Source organism: Myxococcota bacterium (assembly GCA_041389495.1).
Classification (GTDB): Bacteria; Myxococcota_A; UBA9160; order UBA9160; family UBA4427; genus JAWKRT01.
Window position 1 is genome coordinate 91248 of record JAWKRT010000003.1, and the last position, 16431, is coordinate 107678.

The following is a 16431-nucleotide window of genomic DNA, read 5'->3' on the forward strand; positions in this document are numbered from 1 at the left end:
GTGACGGGCTCCGATGCCGGACGCTCGCGCGCGTTCCTCTGCGCGCCGGTGCGCCGCGCGAAGCGCCGACGGCCGCATCCGCTGCGCCGCCGATCCTGCGGGACGAAACGGCGGCGACTTATAGACGTTTCCGTGACGGATTTCCACGCGAGGGCGGGCGTCGCGCCGGTGCTGACTCGGCGTCACTCGTGCACGCGGCGCGAGGCGCCGCGCTCGCGGGTCAGTCGATCCGGAGGTCGCCGATCCGGGCGTCGACGGTCGGCGCCTCGACGCCGTCGACGACGGCGCGGCTGCCGCGCTCCGCGATCGTCGAGGGGCCGGCCGCGCTCGCTTCGGGCTCGACGGTCGTGCGGTCGGCGACGAGCTCGCCGCCGCCGAGCTCGGGGCGGTCGGTGTAGGCGAGGAAGGCCGCGTGCGCGGCGCCGCGCACGTGCGAGTCGGCGATCGCGAGCCGTCCGCCGTTGCGCGCGGCGGCGGCGACGCCGACGGTGTCGATCTCGAGTCCGCTCGCCTCGACGCGGCTCGCGTCGGCGGCGGCGAGCGCCGTCCCGCGCACGTTCGCGATGCGACCTCCGGCGAGGCGCACGCGCGCGTCGATCGCCGCGACGCCCCCGCCGCGCGAGGCGCGCACGTCGACATCGGTGAGCAGGGCCGTCGAGGCGCGCAGCTCGACCGCCGTTCCCGCGCTCGTCGCGACGGAGAGACCGCGCGCGTCGAGCCGGCCGCTCTCGACCAGCACCGCGGTCGGCGCGTCGCTGTGCACGACGCGGACGCGCTCCATCTCGACCGCGGCGTTGCGCACGGCGACCGCGGCCGGCACGCGCCAGCCCGGTCGCTCGACGCCCGCCGCGCCGCGGATCTCGACGTGCGACCAGCGCGACGGCTTCTGCGCGTGCAGCAGGACGACGCCCTCCCAGCGGCCGTCGCGTCGTCCATCGACGCCGCGCAGCACGACCGGTGCGTCGGCGGTGCCGCCGAGGTCGAGCGCGGCGTCGGCGACGAGCGCGGCACCGGGCTCGAACACGAGCTCCGTGCCGGCCTCGACGACGAGCGCGACGCCGCTCGGCAGCACGAGCGACCCGCGCACCTCGAACGTTCCGCCGCGCGCGTGCAGCGCCAGCTCGCCCGGCTCGCGGTGCAGGAAGGGATGCTGCGCGAGCGCCTCGTCGAGCGTCGCCGTCGGGACCGGCGGCGCGTCGAGCCGCCGGGGCGAGGGCCGCGCGAGGAACGCGTGCTCGTCCGGGTCGCCGGCGACGAGCGCGACGCCGCGGACGGCGTCCGACACCACGGCGGCGTTGGGCTGCCGGTAGCGGATGCGCACGGGCGACGGCGTGGCGCCGACGCGCGTCGGCGGGAGGGCGACCGGGAAGCTCGTGCGCGATGCGAGCGTGACCGGCGTGCCCGGCAGGCCGCCCTCGTCGTGGCGCAGCGTGGTGACCGACACCGGGATCGGCAGCAGGTTGGCGAGATCGAGATAGGGGCCGTCGCCGTCGCTGCCGGCGTCGGCCGCGACGACGCGCGGGAACGCGAACGCGCCGGAGGCGAGGCTCGGCTCGAACCACGCGGCGCGCTCGGCGACCACGCGGCGGAGCGCGTTCGCGCGCGCGGCGATCGCGTCGATCGCCACCGCCTCGACGAAGGGATCGTCGCGGTGCACGCGCGCGAGCGCCCAGGCCTGGCGGCGCTCGAGGCGCGCCGCGAGCGCGGGATCGTTCGCGTCGAGCTCGCCCGCGATCTCGGCGAGCGCGCGCGCGAAGCGGAAGCGCAGCTCGGGATCGCGCAGCAGCGCAGTGCCGAGCGCGCTTCGCGCCGCGACGAGCGGTGCGCGCGGTGCGGCGGGGGGATGCGTGGGCAGCGCGGGCACGGGCGCGAGCCGCGCGGAGAACGCGTCGAGCGCGAAGCGCGCGCGCGACCAGTGGAGCGCGCTCGCGTCGCCCCACACCTCGGCGGCGGCGAGCCAGCGCGCGGTCTCGTCGAGCGCGAAGACGCGGCTCGCGTCGAGCCTCCCGTCGAGGAAGGCGCGCAGCAGGCCGATCGCCGTGTCCGCGTCCTCGCCGGCGTCGCGCGGAACGCTCAGCGCGACGGCGCGCGCCGCGTGCGGGTTGTCGAACGGGCCGGCGCGCCCGTTCGCGGCGATCGCCGCCCAGTAGGGACCGGCGTCGAGGCCGACGATCGGCGCGGCCCGCCGCCCGCGCGCGCGCAGCAGCTCGTCCGACGGGAGCTCGACGAGCAGCGCCGGCCCGAGCTCGTCGCCGTTGAGCGCGAGCTCGACGAGCGACGTGCGCGGCGCGGCGAGACCGAGCCGCTCGAAGTGCGCGGCGGCGACGAGCGGGCGCACGCCGCCCGCGGCGCGCGGCGCCACGACCGCGAAGTGGCGCATGCCCTGCACGTGCGCGTCCTCGCCGACGCGCACCTCGAGCGACCACGGCTCCTCCTCGAAGTGCGCGGGCTCGGGCCCGAGGAGCCGCAGCTCGATCGGAATCGAGAGCTCGCCGAGCGACACGGACGCCGGAACGAAGTCGTCGTCGCTCGGCACGAGGATGCCCGCGGCGAGCGCCGCGTCGCGCTTCTCGTGGAGGCGGTGGAGGTGCTTGAACTTGAGGTCGATGCGGAGCGACTCGCTGCGCGCGTTCGCGAGCCGCGCGCGCGCGTAGTCGCGGCCGGCCGCCAGCCAGCGCGCGCCGCCGCGCGCGAGCGCGTCGGCGCCGCCGAGCGCGAGCGCGCCTCCCGCGAAGGCCGCGCCGCTCGCGAGCGCGGCCGCGACGGCGCGCCGGAGCCCTCCCGCCCGCGCGCGCGCGCGCGCCTCGACGCGCGTTCCGCGCGCGGTCTCGAGCTTCACGCCCGCGCGCTCCCCGCTCGCCCCCGCGCGTCGCCCTCCCGCGCGTCGCCGCTCCCGTCGGTGTCCGCGGCGCCGATGGCGTCGCCCGCTCCGAGCGACGCGAGCGCGTCGAGGAGCGCGTCGACGACGCGCGCGCGCGCGGCGGGGGCGAGACCCGGGTAGATCGGGAGCGCGACGACCTCGGCGGCCAGCCGCTCGGTGGCGTCGAGCGCGACCGGGGCGAGCGCGCGGCCGCGCAGCGCGCGCTGCGCGTGCAGCGGCGCCGCGTAGTAGGCGGCCGTCTCGATGCCGCGCGCGTCGAGTGCGTCGCGCAGCGCGTCGCGCAGCGTCGCCGGTGCGCGCACGACGTACTGGTGGCGGGCGTGGCGCGCGGGCGGCGCCGGCCGTGCGGGAAGGCGCAGCGCCGCGCACCCGCCGAGCCGCGCGTCGTAGTCGTCCGCGATCGCCGTCCGCTCGGTGATCCAGCGCTCGAGGTGGGGCAGCTTCACGGAGAGCACGGCCGCCTGCAGCGCGTCGAGGCGCGAGTTGATGCCGAGCTCGTCGTGGCGATAGCGCGCGCGGGCGCCGTGCACGCGGAGCGCGCGAAGGCGCGCCGCCCGTACGTCGTCGTCGGTCGTGATCGCCCCGCCGTCGCCGAGCGCGCCGAGGTTCTTGGACGGGTAGAAGCTCCACGCGGCGAGCTCGCCGCGCGCGCCGACCGACCGGCCGCTCGCATCGCGCGCTCCCGCGGCCTGGGCCGCGTCGTGCACGAGCGCGGCGCCCGCGCGCGCCGCGACGTCCGCGAGCGCCTCGCTGGGCGCGCAGTCGCCGAACAGATGGACCGCGACGATCGCGCGCAGCGACGAGCACGCGCGCGCCGCATCCGCCGCGGACTGCGGGTCGAGGCACGCGGTGCGCGCGTCGACGTCCGCGAACACGGGTGTCGCGCCGAGGCGCGCGATGGCCGCTGCGGTCGCGAAGAAGCTGAACGACGGACACACGACCTGGTCGCCCGGGCCGACGTCGAGCGCCATGAGCGACAGGAGCAGCGCGTCGCTGCCCGACGCGCACGCGATCGCGTGGCGCGCGCCGACCTCGCGCGCGAAGGCCTGCTCGAAGCGCTCGACCTCGTCGCCGAGCACGAAACGGGTGTGGTCGAGGACGCGGCGGATCGCCGCGTCGACGTCGCTGCGGAGCTCGGCGAGCGCGGGCGAGAGGTCGAGCATCGGAACGCGCGGCCCGTCGTGCATCGGCGCGCAGGATACCCCACGAGGCCCGCGCGACCGGGCGACCTGCGGCGTTGCCGGCGCGCGCGCGCTGCGGTTCGATTCGCGGGCGGGACGGTGTCCGGCGCCGCCGCCGCGCGCGCGCCGAGCGGGCCCGCGCGCGCAGGCGGGCGAGTGCGACGAGCGGGGAGATCGGGGCGCGATGGTGGTCGAGAGCCTGCGCGGTGCGCTCGCGAGCGCGCGCCGTCACGACGAGCGCCCGGGAGCGGTCGACGTCTTCCGCATCCCGCTCGCGCGCGTCGCCGGCCGCCACGTGGCACTGCTCGACGCGCGCGAGCGCGCGCGGGCCGAGCGGCGCGAGCGCGCCGCGGGCGGCGGCGCGGCCTTCGCGTCGCGCGCCGCGCTGCGCCTCGTCGTCGCGCACTGGCTCGGCGCGGGTGCCGACGCCGCGTCGCTCGCGCTCGAGGAGGACGGGTACGGCCGCCCGTGCCTCGCGGGCCGCGCGGCGTGCGACGTCGACTTCAATCTGAGCCATTCGCGCGGGCTCGCGCTCGTCGCCGTCGCGCGCGGCGTGCGCATCGGCGTCGACCTCGAGCGCGTCGATCCGCGACGCGACGTGGCGCGCCTCGCGGCGCGCGTGCTCGCGGCCGACGAGCAGCGCGCGCTCGCGGAGCAGTGCGGCGCGGCGGCGACGCGCGCGTTCCATCTCGCGTGGAGCGCGAAGGAGGCGTTCGCGAAGGCGAGCGGCGCGGGCCTTCGCGTTCCGCCGCGCCGGCACGCAGTGCAGTGGGCGCCGGACGGCGCGGGGCGCATCGCGCTCGCGCCCGCATCGGCGGACGGCGTGCCCTCGGTCGGCGGTGGCGCGACGCACACCGACGGCACCGCGAGCGCGGCGAGCGGGCCGAACGCGGAGAGCGGCGTCGATGTGGAGGGCGCGGCCGTGCGCGCCGCGCGGGATGCGTCGCGCGCCGTGCTGCGCGAGCTCGAGCTGCCCGACGGCTTCGTCGGCGCGATCTGTGCGCTCGGCGCGGTCGAGCGCGTGCGCGCCTTCGATGCGGAGGCGCTCGTCGCGTGACGCGCGCCGACGCCGTCGCCGCCTCGCTCGTCGGCGTCGCCGCGACGGCGATCTGCTTCCAGGCGCTCGACTGGGGCTTCGCGGCCGAGGTCGCGGTCGTGGGCGGAGACCGGATGCTCCGCGGCGAGCTTCCGTACCGCGACTTCTGGACGATCTACGCGCCGGGGAGCCCGGCGCTCGTCGCCGCGCTCTTCCGCGCATTCGGGCGCGAGCTCGCGGTCGTGCACGCGGCGAGTGCGGGCCTCGCGGCCGCGGCGTCGGTCGCCTGGTTCGCGCTGATGCGCAGGGCGGCGCTGCCGCGCGCGGCGGCCGCGGCCGCCGCGATCGTCTTCGCGGCCGCCGTGTGGACGCCGTCGCCCGACCTCCACACGTACGTCGTGCCGCGCCTGTTGCTGATCGTCGCGTTCGAGCGCGTGCTCGCCGCCGTCGCCGCGCAGCGGACCGCGCCACTCGCCGCCGCGGGGCTCGCCCTGGGCATCGCCGCGCTCTTCAAGCACGACGTCGCCGGGTATGCCGCGGTCGCGTGCGGGCTCGCGCTCGTGCTCGCGCGCGCGGCGCTCGGCGTGCGCATCGAGCTCGTGCGCGGCGTCGCCCTGCTCGGCGGCTGCGCGCTCGCCGTGGTGGGGCCGGCCGCGATCGCGGTGGGCGCGATCGGCGGCGCCGACGCCTGGAACGACCTGATCGCGTTCCCGCTCGGCGACTTCCGCGTCGTGCGCGGCGAGCGCTATCCCGCGCTCCTCCCCGACGCCAGCGCGCTGCGCGCGTTCGCGGGCGACCCCGGCAACCCGCGCCGCGCCGCGCGCGCACTGCAGGCCCTCGGCGAGACCGGCGGCGCGCACGCGCCGGAGCTCGCGCTCGCGGCGGTCGCGGTCGCACTCGGGGCGCTCGTCCTGCGCGCGCGCGCGCGCGCCGCGCGCGAGGCGCTCGCGGGCGAACGCGACGGCCGAGCGGCGCTCGCCGCGCTCGCGCTCTGCGCGTGCGGTCTGCCGTTCTTCTGGTCCGCCGCGCACGTCCAGCAGAACACGCACATTTTCTCGATGGCGATGCTCGCCGGCCTCGGGCTCGCGGGGCTCTGGCGCGTCGCACCGGCGCTCGCATCGGCGCCGCGCGCGCGGCTCGCGGCGCGCACCGTCGTGGGGGCGCTCGCGGCGGCGCAGGCGACGGCGTCGCTGCTGCCGTCGGCCTTCGATCTCGGGCGCATGCTCGCCGAGCGCCCGACGTCGCGCGCGCTCGGCGTTCCCGGCACGGGGAGCGCGCGCGTGTCGGCGGCGGATTTCGCCGCGCTCCGCCCGGTCGTCGACTTCGTGCGCGCGAACGTCGCGCCCGACGAGCCGGTCTACGTCGGCCTCGCGCGGCACGACGCGATCGTGATCGGGAAGCCGAGCCTCTACTTCCTCGTCGATCGCCCGGTGGCGACGCGCTACCACGAGCTCCACCCCGGCGTGAGCGACCGCGCGGACGTCCAGCGCGAGATGATCTCCGACCTCGAGCGCGAGGGAGTCCGCTGCGTGGTGCGCTGGAACTTCGGATGGCCGGACGCGCGCCTCGACGCGATCCTCGCGGCGCGCCGGCGCGCGCTGCCCGCGCTCGGTGCCGGGCTCCTCGACGCGTATCTCGACACCCACTTCGAGCGGGTCGCGCGGCACGGCGAGCTCGACGTGCTGTGGCGCACCGGGGCGGCGCGCCCCTGGGAGGCGGCGGCGGGGGCCGGCGCGAGCGCCGACTAACGAGCCAGCCAGAGCGTCGCGATCGCGGCGACGCAGGAGAGCGTGCTGCCCGCGAGCAGCGCGAGGCCGAGGCGGTCCGCGCGCGTCCACGCCCAGAGCGCGACGCCGCTCGCCGCGAACGCGAGCAGCGCGATGCCCGTCGCGTCGACCCAGGCGGCCCAGATCGCGTGGGCGACGCCGCCGCGCGCGCCGTGCAGCTGGTGCACGTTGCCGAGCGTCTGCTGCAGCCCGTGCGCGCGGCGCTCGAGCGACGCCTCGCCGGAGTCGGCGTCGAGGCGGAGCGTGGCGACGGAGGCCGGGCGCTCGACGCGCACGACGAGCACGCGGCCGTCGCGTTCGAGCGCGGTCGCGACGCGGCCCTCGAGGCGGAGCGCGTCGACGGCGCGCGCCGCGAGCGCGCGGAGCGCGCCGGCGGTCGCGAGCTCGCGCGCGTCGAAGCCGATCTCGACGCGTTCCCGCTCGGCGTGCGACGCGTTCGGGAGCCGGTCGCCGTGCACGATCGCGAAGCCCGTCACCGCGTAGAGGGCGAGCGTGGCGGCGAGCGCGAGGCCGGCCACCGCGTGCACGTCGCGGACGAGGCGGTAGAGCTTCGCCCGGCTCACCACAGCGCGCTCCAGAGCGCGACGAGGGAGAGCAGCCCGAGCACTGCGCCCGCGAGCCCGGCGCGCAGCCGCGCGCGGCGCGGCCAGTGGAGGACGGCGCCGCTCACGACCGCGAGCGCCATCGCGGCCGTCGACACGTCCGTGTAGAGCGCCCACGCCCGCGTCCATCCCATGCCGGGGAAGGACGTCGCGCCGTGGAGGCCGCGCGCCACCGCGAGCAGCGATGCGCGCGTCTCGACGACGCGGGCCTCGCGTCCGTCCGGTGCGACGCGCACCGCATAACGTCGCCCGGGCCGGTTCACCTGGAAGGCGAGCGCGCCGTCCGCGCTCGCGTGCGCCGTCCACGGCGGCGTGTGGCCCGCGAGCCCGAGCGCGTCGCGCGCGGCCGCGGCGCGCGCCGCGGGGGCGGCGTTCGCGGCGAGCGGCGCGGGCAGGGGCGCGCTCCACTCGGCGCTCGTCTCCGCGCCGCGCCAGCCGTGGTTGAACGCGATGGCCGTGACGCCGTAGAGCGCGAAGTACGGCGCGCAGAGGAGGCCGAGGTAGAGATGGGCGTCGAGCCAGAGCCGGCGTGTGCGGGGCTTCACGCGCGCGGCTCTCGGACGCGCTCGTCGGCGTCGGCGGGCGGGCGCGCGGACGTCGGACGCCCCGTCCACAGCCCCGCGACCTCGCCCGCGCTCCACGCGACGAGCAGGACGGCGAGCCACGGGAGCGCGCGGGCGAATGCGGCGCGGTGGCGTCCGCGCTGCCAGGCCGTGCGCACCTGGCGGAAGAGCAGGAGCGGCGGGAGCAGCGGGGAGAGCAGGGCGAGCGCGAGGCGCCGCGCGGGCCCGACCTCGTGCGCGCGCTTTCCGGCGTAGAGGCGCCCCCAGGCGAAGCGCTCGCGCAGGCACGGCGCGAGTCGCAGCCGCCCTCGCTCCTGCACGACCACGATCGAGGGCTCGCGCCACAGCACTTCGCCGCGCGCGCGCAGCGCGCCGTGCACGGCGGTCTCGTGATAGGCGCCGCGCCAGGCGTCGGCGACGGCCTCGAGCGGCGCGCGCTTGTAGGACACGTTCACGTCGGACACGTAGTCGGCCGGGCCTTCGGGCAGCGGGCTCTGGTAGCGCCCGAAGTCGCCGAAGTAGACGGCCCACGCGAGCGGCTGCGGGCTCGCGTTGTCGATCGCGCCGCCGATCGCGGCGTGCGGGAGGCGCGCGTGCGCGTCGGCGATGCGCGCGCACCAGTCGGGCGCCGGGCGCGCGTGGTCCTCGGTGAGCGCGAGCAGCGCGCCGCGCGCCGCGGCCAGGCCGGTCGCGCGGCGGCGGTCGTAGGCGAGGTGGCGCAGGCCCGGGTCGCTCGCCTCGGCGAGCCCCTCCGCGGCGAGCACCGGGAACGCGACCTCCGGGTACTTCGCGCGCCAGCGCTCGACGTCGGGAAGGGACGGGTCGACCGGGACGATCACCTCGAACGCGGGTGCGCCGCGCTGGGCGCGCAGCGCGTCGAGGCAGCGATCGACGTGGTCGCCCGCCGTCGTGCACGTGACGATCACCGAGAGCAGCGGCGCGTCGGATCCGATGGCGCTCATTCGACGTAGCCGAGCTCGCGCAGGCGTTCGAAGGTCGCGTCCTCGTCGCTCGCGCCGCGCGCCTCGCCATTGCGCGCCGCCGCGCGCAGGTGCGCCTCGATCGAGTAGGCCGGCTGCGCGGCGAGCCACGCGTCGAGCGCGCGCGCGAGCGCGTCGCGCACGTCGGGATGCGCGTCGCCGACGTCCCGCGTCTCGTCGGGGTCTACCTGCGTGTCGTAGAGGACGGGCGCCGCGCGCGACGAGACGAGGTACTTGAAGCGACCGTCGTGCGCGGCGCGCAGCCGCGCGGTGAAGCGCGCGACGTCCGCCTCGAGGCCGGCGTGGACGCTCATGCGTTCGAGGTGGCCGTAGTACGGGTCGCCCTCGACGAACGCGAGGCGGCGCGGGCGCGTGCGGCCGGGAAGCAGGCTCTGCCCCGACTGCCCGGGCTCGAGCGCGAGCCCGCCGACCGCGTCGGCGACGGTGGCCGGCACGTCGACGAGCTGGCACGGGCCGTCGTCGCGCGCGCCCGCGGCGACCCCCGCCCCGCGCAGCAGCATGGGCACGTGCACGAGGTGGTCGTTGATCGCGAACACGTGGTCGAAGCGGCCGGCCTCGCCGAGGTTCTCGCCGTGGTCGGCCGTGACGACGAGCAGCGTGTCGGGGCCGAGGTGGCGATCGATCGACGCGACGATGTGCCCGAGGCGCACGTCCTGGTAGGCGACCTCCGCCGCGTAGAGGCCGCGCAGCGCGGCGAGCTCGCGCGGAGCGGGCGCGCGCGTGCGGGCCATCCAGAGCGGGCCGTAGAAGCCGCTCGAGAAGAGCGTCGCCTCGAGGTAGCCGACGCCGTCGGGCAGGTGGGCGGCGCGTGCGCGCGCGGGCGGCAGGTAGCGCCAGTGCGGCTCGAGCAGGTTCACGAACAGGAAGAGCGGTGCCTCGTCGCCGCGCGCGTCGCGCGCGCGCAGGTACCGGTCGATCTCGACGACGCCCTGCTCGGCGCCCTGGTCCGTGAAGCGCGCGGGCGCGCCGACGCGCTCGAGGATGCGCCGCAGCGCGAGCCGCTCGTAGGGGGCGGCGATCTCGCGATAGGTCTCGAACCCCTGCGCGAGGTTCGCGAGGGCGACGTGGCCGTTGGCCGCGAAGCCGGCCGTGCGATAGCCGGCGGCGACGAGCGCCTCGGCGAGCGTCGTGAAGCGGTCGTCGAGCCATCGGTGCTGCTCGAAGGTCGCGCCGTGCGCGGTCGGGTAGAGGCCGGTGAAGAGCGACGCGTGCGAGGGGACGGTCCACGGCGCCGGCGCATAACATCGCTCGAACAGCGTCCCGCCGGCGGCCAGCCGATCGAAGGCGGGGCTCAGCGCGCGCGCGTCGCCGTAGGCGCCGAGGTGATCGGCGCGCAGCGTGTCGAGCACGATCAGCGCGACGTTCGGCCGCGCCTTCGCGCCGGCCGCCGTCGCGCGCGCGGGCGCCGCGGAGGCCCGCGGGTCGGTCGTCGATGCGGGTGCGCTGCCGCCGCCGCGCGCGACGGCGAGACCGGCGGCGGCGATCGGCGCGGCGAGGAGGACGAGCGCGGCGAGCGCGGGCGCGCGCAGCATCCACTGCGGTCGCGGCGGGAGCAGGGCGAGCGCGAGCAGCGCCGCGGCGATGCCCGCCGCCGCCTCGCCGGTGCCGATCGCGCGCATCGACGCGAGGGCGAGCGCCGCGAGTGCGATGCCCGCGGCGGTGCACGTCGCGGCGACGAGCGAGAGCGACGCGCGGCGCCGCAGCGCGAGGCCGAGCACCGCCGCGCCGGCGCCCGCGGCGAGTGCAGGGAGCGCGGCGATCGCGGCCCACAGCAGGACCGTCGCTGCGGCGCTCTCGGGCTCGAGCGCGCGTCCGCGCAGCGCGACGTCGGCGAGCCCGAGCGCGCACGCCGCGACGGCGACCGCGCTCGCGCAGGCACACGCCGCGTCGCGCGCGTCCGGCCGCGCGGTGCCGCCGTCGATCGGGTCGCTCACGGCCGTGCTCCCTCGGCGCCGGCCGGCGGGCCGGCGGCGCGCGGCCAGCGATAGAGCGCGATCGGCCCGGCCTCGAACGCCGGTGCGCCGTAGGCGGCGTCGGCCGCGGCCCGCGTCGCGGGGTCGCTCGTCGCGCCGTGTCCGTCGAGCAGCACGTACACCTCGCGGCCGAGCGCCGCGACGTAGCGCGCGTCGTCGTCGCCGAGCGGGGCCCCCGCGACGAGCGCGCGCGCGATCGCCACGCGCCGCGCGACGTCCGCGTGGTCCGACACGATGTAGTGCGAGGCGCGCAGCGTGAAGAGCGAGCGCCCGGTCATCGCGGGGAGCTCGTTCGTGTTGCCCGACATCGCGCGAATCGGCGGCCCGGGGTCGACGACGACGACCGCGTCCGGCGCCGCGCTCTCGCGGAGCCACGCGTAGAGGCTCGGGAGCGGAGCGCCGGGCGGCAGGCGGCGCAGCTCGCCGTGCTCGCTCGCGAGCGGCACGGGAGGACGGCCCGCATAGGCGGCCGTGATCAGGAGTGCCGTCGGCACGAAGAGCGCGGCGACGAGCAGCGCGCGCCGCGCGGCGACGCGCCCCTCGGCGTCGACGAGCGCTCCGCTGGCGGCCATTCCGAGCGGAACGAGCGCGGCCTGGAAGAAGTTGTTCTGGCTGCCCATCGGGAGCGAGACGACCGCGGCGCCCGCCATGTAGACGAGCGACGCGAGCACGAGCAGCGCGAGGAAGTCGCGCCGGTCGCCCGACGCGCCGCGCGTCGCGACGACGGCGAGCGGCAGCGTCACGAGCGCCGACTCCGCCATGGCGAGGAGCGCGTCCTTCATCTCGCCGGGCGTGGCGGCCGCGAGCCCGCCGCCCGCGCCGCCGCCGAGGATGTTCGCGAACGTCGGCACCGAGAGCGCGAAGCCCGCCGCGATCGCGCCGAGCGCGAGCGGCGCGCGCGCCACGAGCGATGCGCCGAGCGGCGCGGCGGCCGGCTCGCCGGCCGGTGCCGCGCCCCCGCTCGCGCGCCGCGAGCGCCAGTACGCGCTTCCAGCGAGAGCGACGAGCGCGCCGCCGAGCGCCCCCGTCGTGCTCGCGCCGAAGAGCATGCTGAAGGACGAGCACGCGGCGGTGGCGAGCGCGAGGCCCGCCGCCCGCGCGGCGCCGCCGCGCGCGAGCACCGCGCGCAGGGCGACGACGACGAGCACGAGGCTCGCGATCGCGAGGGGTCGCGACGTCACGTTGTAGAAGAAGTTGAGCAGCGGGCCCCAGAGCGAGTAGGGGTCGAACAGGCGCATCGCGCGCATCACCGGATGCACGAGGCCCCATAGGTACTCGCCCTCGAGCACGGCCGGGCCGCCGCGCAGGCGTCGCCACGCGACGATCTCGGCCGCGAACGGCTTCGCACCCGCGAGCACGAGCAGCGCGACCCAGGGCCCGGCGGCCGCGCGCCCGAAGAGCGAGCGCGCGAACGCGGCGCAGCCCGCGAAGAGCGCGACGGCGCCCGCCATCACGAGCAGCTCGAGGCTGCGCAGCGGGTCGAGCCCGGTGACGGCGGCGATCGCCGCGCCGAGCGCGTGGAAGACCCAGTAGTAGAGGACGGGCTCGCCCGCGAAGAACGGATTCTCGGGCGGGAGCTCGCCGGGGTGGGCGAGCACGCGCTCGAGCAGCGCGGCGTGCAGCATGCCGTGCGCGGAGATGGCCGTGCGCGGGCTCGCGCGGTGCAGCGCGGCGATCACCGCGCACAGCAGGGCGGCCGAAGCCGCCGTCCACAGGACGGCGCGACGTGCCTCGCGCTCGCTCGCGGACATGGGTTCCTGCTCGCCCCCCTGCAGCCGGACGGGACCGTATCGGCACTGGAACTCGGGCGATAGAGGCCGGGTTTCTCGCGTCGTTCTCCCTACGCGGCGCGCGGCGGCCCGGCGCGAGGTCGACGGGCCGGCGCGCGCGGCGCGGGCGCGGCGCTCGACCCGGGAGCCTGGTTCGACGATGGTGTGCGCGCGGCGCGCCCGGCGCGTGCGCTCGGGGGGACGGATGATCGATCTCGGCCTGATTCCCGCGGCGGGCAAGGGCGTGCGCGCGTATCCGAAGTCGAGCTACGTGCCGAAGCCCATGCTCGAGATCGCGGGCGTGCCGCTCGTGCAGCGCAACCTCGAGATCCTGCGCGACGCGATGGGCATCCGCGAGATCGTGATCATCGTCGGCTACCTCGGCGATCACATCCGGCGGCACCTCGGCGACGGGAGCCGCCACGGCGTCGCGATCACCTACGTCCAGTGCGACGAGCCCGACATCGGCCTCGCGCGCGGCATCGCGCTCGCGGAGCCCCACCTCCCGCGCCCCTTCGCGACGATCCTCGCCGACGAGCTCTACCTCGGGACGAACCACGCCGAGCTGCGCGCGCCCGACGGCGACTGGTTCGCCGTGTGCGCGGTGAAGCACGTCGACGACCCGCGGCTGATCGAGCGCAACTACTCGGTCGCGATCGCCGGCGGGCGCATCGTCGACGTCGAGGAGAAGCCGCAGGCGCCGACGAGCGGCCTGCTCGGCTGCGGCAGCTACCTGTTCACGCCGGAGCTCTTCGAGCGCATCCGCACGACGCCGCCGAGCCCGCGCAGCGGGCGCGTCGAGCTGACGGACGTGATCGGCGCCGTCGCGCGCGAGGGCCCGCGCGTGTTCCCGTTCGTGCTCGAGGGGCACTACATCAACGTCAACCGCGTCGAGGACTACCACGCGGGCAACTACCTCGCGCGCACGCTCGCCTTCGACCGCACGAAGATCAGCATCGTGATCCCCGCGTACAACGAGGAGGACTCGATCGGCCACGTGGTCGCCGACTTCGCCGCGCACCCGCTCGTCCACGAGGTCTTCGTCGTCGACAACTCGTCGAAGGACGCGACCGCGCGCGTGGCGGCCGAGCGCGGCGCGCGCGTCGAGACCGTCTCGCTCCACGGCTACGGCGACACGATCAAGTACGGCCTCGACCACGCGGCCGGCGACCTGCTCGTGATCGTCGAGGCCGACCACTCGTTCCGCTCGCGCGACCTCGGCAAGCTCGTCGAGTACGCGAAGGACGCCGACATGGCGATCGGCACCCGCACGACGCGGCAGATGATCGAGCAGGGCACCAACATGCAGGGCGCGCTGCGCTGGGGGAACGTCGTCGTCGGCAAGCTCGTCGAGGCGCTGTGGTGGAGCCAGGAGCCGCGCTTCACGGACGTGGGCTGCACGTACCGCGCGCTCTGGCGCTCGGCCTGGAACGACATCCGCGACGAGGTGCGCGGCGTCGGGCCCGAGTTCTCGCCGGAGCTGATGGTCGAGATGCTGCGCGCGCGCAAGCGCGTGATCGAGGTGCCGGTGAGCTACTTCCCGCGGCTCGGCGGCGACTCGAAGCACTCGAAGAACTACCTCCACATCGCGCGCACCGCGCTGCGCATGCTCAGGATCGTCTTCGAGAAGCGCCTCGGCCTCGGCTAGCGACGGCCGCCGTCACTCGACGGGCGGGCGCTCGCGCAGCACGGCGCGTCCGTCGCGGCGCACGGCGGCGTGGAACACGGGTCGGTCGGGGAAGGCTGCCTCGAGCTCGGCGTTGCGCGCGCCGAGATCGCGCGCGAAGAGCACGTCGTTGCGCTCGAGCGGATAGTCGTTCAGCGGGAAGGCCGACTTCCAGCCCCAGCCCTCCTCGGCGACGAACACGAGCGCGTGCGTGAGGTGCTGCTCGCGCACGAGCTCGCGGAGCGCGCCCGAGGCCTGGCGGTAGGCACCGCCGTAGGCGACGACGGTCGCGGGCGCGGCCGCGAGCAGCACGTGCGCGACGAGCGCGGCGATCGCGGCGCGCAGCGCGTGCGCGTTCGGCCCGCGCGCCTCGAGCGCGTGCGCGGCGCGCAGCGCGATCGCGCCGACGATCGCGGGCAGCGCGATCGCGTAGTGCCGCGCTCCGTACGCGATGCCGTGATAGAAGTGCGCGACGTAGACGGCGACGACGATCGCGGTCGCCGCGGCGAACGCCGCGCGCCACGCGTCGGCGCGGGGCCGCCAGAACGCCCACGCGAGCGCGGCGGCGAGCACGAGCGGCGCGCCCCAGACGTCGGCGAGGAAGTGCGCGAGGCGCAGGCTCGTGACGCGCGGCGCGTCGCTCGGGAAGTAGCCCGGGAAGCGCGGGCCGTGGATCTTCGTGCCCATGTCCGGGCCGAACCCGAACCCGAAGCGCTGGCCGGGGAACTCCTTCGCGAAGTGGAGCTCCTGCGGCAGGACGAGCGGGTCGCCGGTGAGCGCCGCGTTGTAGGCGAGCAGGGCGCCGACGCCGAGCGCCGCGAAGGCGCCCGTCGCGGCCAGCGCGGCGAGGCGCGGGGCGAGTGCGGCCCGCGCGGACGGCCGCGTGTGCGCGCGCGTCGCGAGCGCCGCGCGCGCGACGCCCGCGAGCTGCCAGACGCCGAACGGAAGCGCGGCCGCGGCGGCGTCGAGCGGGCGCACCGCGGCGTTCGCGCCGAGCGCGATGCCCCCGATGCACGCCCAGCCGAGCGCGCGCCACTCGCCGCGTTCGGCGCCGTCCGGGCCGTCCGGCCGGGCGCTCGCCCCGGCCCGCTCGTGCGCGCGCTGGAGCCGCCACTGCTCGGCCCACGCGCGCACGAGCAGCGCGAAGAGCGCCATGTTCGCCGTGTGCGACATCGCGGTCGCGCCGAGCAGCCAGTGCATGGGCGCGATCGCGAGGCCCGCGGCGGCGAGCCGCGCGGCGAGCGCACCCGCGCCCGCGCGCTCGAGCGCGGTCGCGAGCCACCAGACGGTGAGCGCGGCGAGCAGCGGGTCGACGAGCGGCCCCGCGCCGATGCGCATTCCGAGCGCGAGGAGGGCCGGCCAGCCCGGGTTCATGATGCCGTGCCACACGCCGCGCTCGACGTTCGTGTGCACGAAGCGGAAGAACTCGAAGTGGTCGGGCACGGGGAACCCGAGACGCCCCTGCGCGAGTGCCTTCGCCTGGAAGACGTAGGCCGTCTCGTCGCTCACGTGCGGGATGTCGTCGAGCACGAGCTGCTGCGCGGCGAGCGCGGCGGCGAACGCGAGGAGGGCGAACAGCGCGATCGGCGCGCGCGCGAGCGCGCGCTCGGCCCGCTCGCAGCCGCGCTCGAGTCGCAGCGCGGCGAGCCACAGCATCGCGAAGCACGCGCTCGACGCGCCGACGCTCTCCACGAGATAGCGGCGCACCTCGAGCTCCTCGCGGGCGAGTGCGGCGATCGCGAGCACGGCGAGGACGGCGACGGCGAGCGGCGCGGCGGCCGCGCGCAGCGCGCGCGCCGCCTGCGGAAGGACGCGCTCGGCGCGCGGGGCGGCGAGCGCGAGCGCGAGGAGGGCGGCGACGGCGACGCTGCTCCACGGCGTGGCGAGCGGGTTCAAGGAAGGCCTCCCGGGCGGCCGCGGCCGCGCGTGCGCGTCGTCGGCGCGGCGCCCGCCCGCGCGCGGCCCGTGCGCC

At 77.4% G+C, this 16431-nt stretch carries 11 protein-coding genes; 3 read left to right on the plus strand and 8 right to left on the minus strand.

Annotated features, from left to right (window positions below; translation table 11 throughout):
* Positions 1-220 precede the first annotated feature (220 nt).
* Together R3E88_16630 and R3E88_16635 are read right to left on the minus strand one after the other, a co-directional pair.
* The gene (locus R3E88_16630; protein MEZ4218114.1) at positions 221-2839 is read right to left on the minus strand and encodes a hypothetical protein; all 2619 of its coding nucleotides are present in this window, start codon (positions 2837-2839) and stop codon (positions 221-223) included.
* The gene (locus tag R3E88_16635; protein MEZ4218115.1) at positions 2836-4068 is read right to left on the minus strand and encodes a DegT/DnrJ/EryC1/StrS family aminotransferase; all 1233 of its coding nucleotides are present in this window, start codon (positions 4066-4068) and stop codon (positions 2836-2838) included. Before R3E88_16635 ends, R3E88_16630 begins: the two co-directional genes overlap by 4 nt.
* A 178-nt stretch (positions 4069-4246) precedes the next feature.
* Here R3E88_16635 and R3E88_16640 point away from each other — a divergent pair, with 178 nt between their 5' ends.
* Complete coding sequence (locus tag R3E88_16640) at positions 4247-5119, plus strand: 4'-phosphopantetheinyl transferase superfamily protein (protein ID MEZ4218116.1); 873 nt, start codon at positions 4247-4249, stop codon at positions 5117-5119.
* Positions 5116-6846: a hypothetical protein gene (locus tag R3E88_16645; protein ID MEZ4218117.1), complete on the plus strand. Its 1731-nt coding sequence runs from the start codon at positions 5116-5118 to the stop codon at positions 6844-6846. The genes R3E88_16640 and R3E88_16645 overlap by 4 nt, the downstream gene beginning before the upstream one ends.
* Here R3E88_16645 and R3E88_16650 read toward each other — a convergent pair.
* From R3E88_16650 to R3E88_16670, 5 genes are read right to left on the minus strand one after another with little or no spacing between them, the layout of a single operon-like run.
* Positions 6843-7448, minus strand: coding sequence for a PepSY-associated TM helix domain-containing protein (locus R3E88_16650; GenBank protein ID MEZ4218118.1), 606 nt, complete (start codon positions 7446-7448; stop codon positions 6843-6845). The genes R3E88_16645 and R3E88_16650 overlap by 4 nt on opposite strands.
* The gene (locus R3E88_16655) at positions 7445-8032 is read right to left on the minus strand and encodes a PepSY-associated TM helix domain-containing protein (protein MEZ4218119.1); all 588 of its coding nucleotides are present in this window, start codon (positions 8030-8032) and stop codon (positions 7445-7447) included. Before R3E88_16655 ends, R3E88_16650 begins: the two co-directional genes overlap by 4 nt.
* Entirely contained in the window at positions 8029-9012 is a 984-nt protein-coding gene (locus tag R3E88_16660; protein MEZ4218120.1) for a glycosyltransferase, read from the minus strand. Before R3E88_16660 ends, R3E88_16655 begins: the two co-directional genes overlap by 4 nt.
* On the minus strand, positions 9009-10985 hold the full coding sequence (locus R3E88_16665) for a sulfatase (protein ID MEZ4218121.1): 1977 nt from the start codon (positions 10983-10985) through the stop codon (positions 9009-9011). Before R3E88_16665 ends, R3E88_16660 begins: the two co-directional genes overlap by 4 nt.
* Positions 10982-12775 carry a DUF2298 domain-containing protein gene (locus R3E88_16670; GenBank protein MEZ4218122.1) on the minus strand — a complete coding sequence of 598 codons (1794 nt, stop codon included), beginning with the start codon at positions 12773-12775 and terminating at the stop codon, positions 10982-10984. The genes R3E88_16665 and R3E88_16670 overlap by 4 nt, the downstream gene beginning before the upstream one ends.
* Before the next feature lie 223 nt (positions 12776-12998).
* Between R3E88_16670 and R3E88_16675 the strand changes: the two genes are divergently transcribed.
* Complete coding sequence (locus tag R3E88_16675; protein MEZ4218123.1) at positions 12999-14441, plus strand: glycosyltransferase; 1443 nt, start codon at positions 12999-13001, stop codon at positions 14439-14441.
* 12 nt (positions 14442-14453) lie between these two features.
* Here the strand turns inward: R3E88_16675 and R3E88_16680 are convergent, their stop codons facing one another.
* Complete coding sequence (locus R3E88_16680; protein MEZ4218124.1) at positions 14454-16355, minus strand: hypothetical protein; 1902 nt, start codon at positions 16353-16355, stop codon at positions 14454-14456.
* Positions 16356-16431 lie beyond the last annotated feature (76 nt).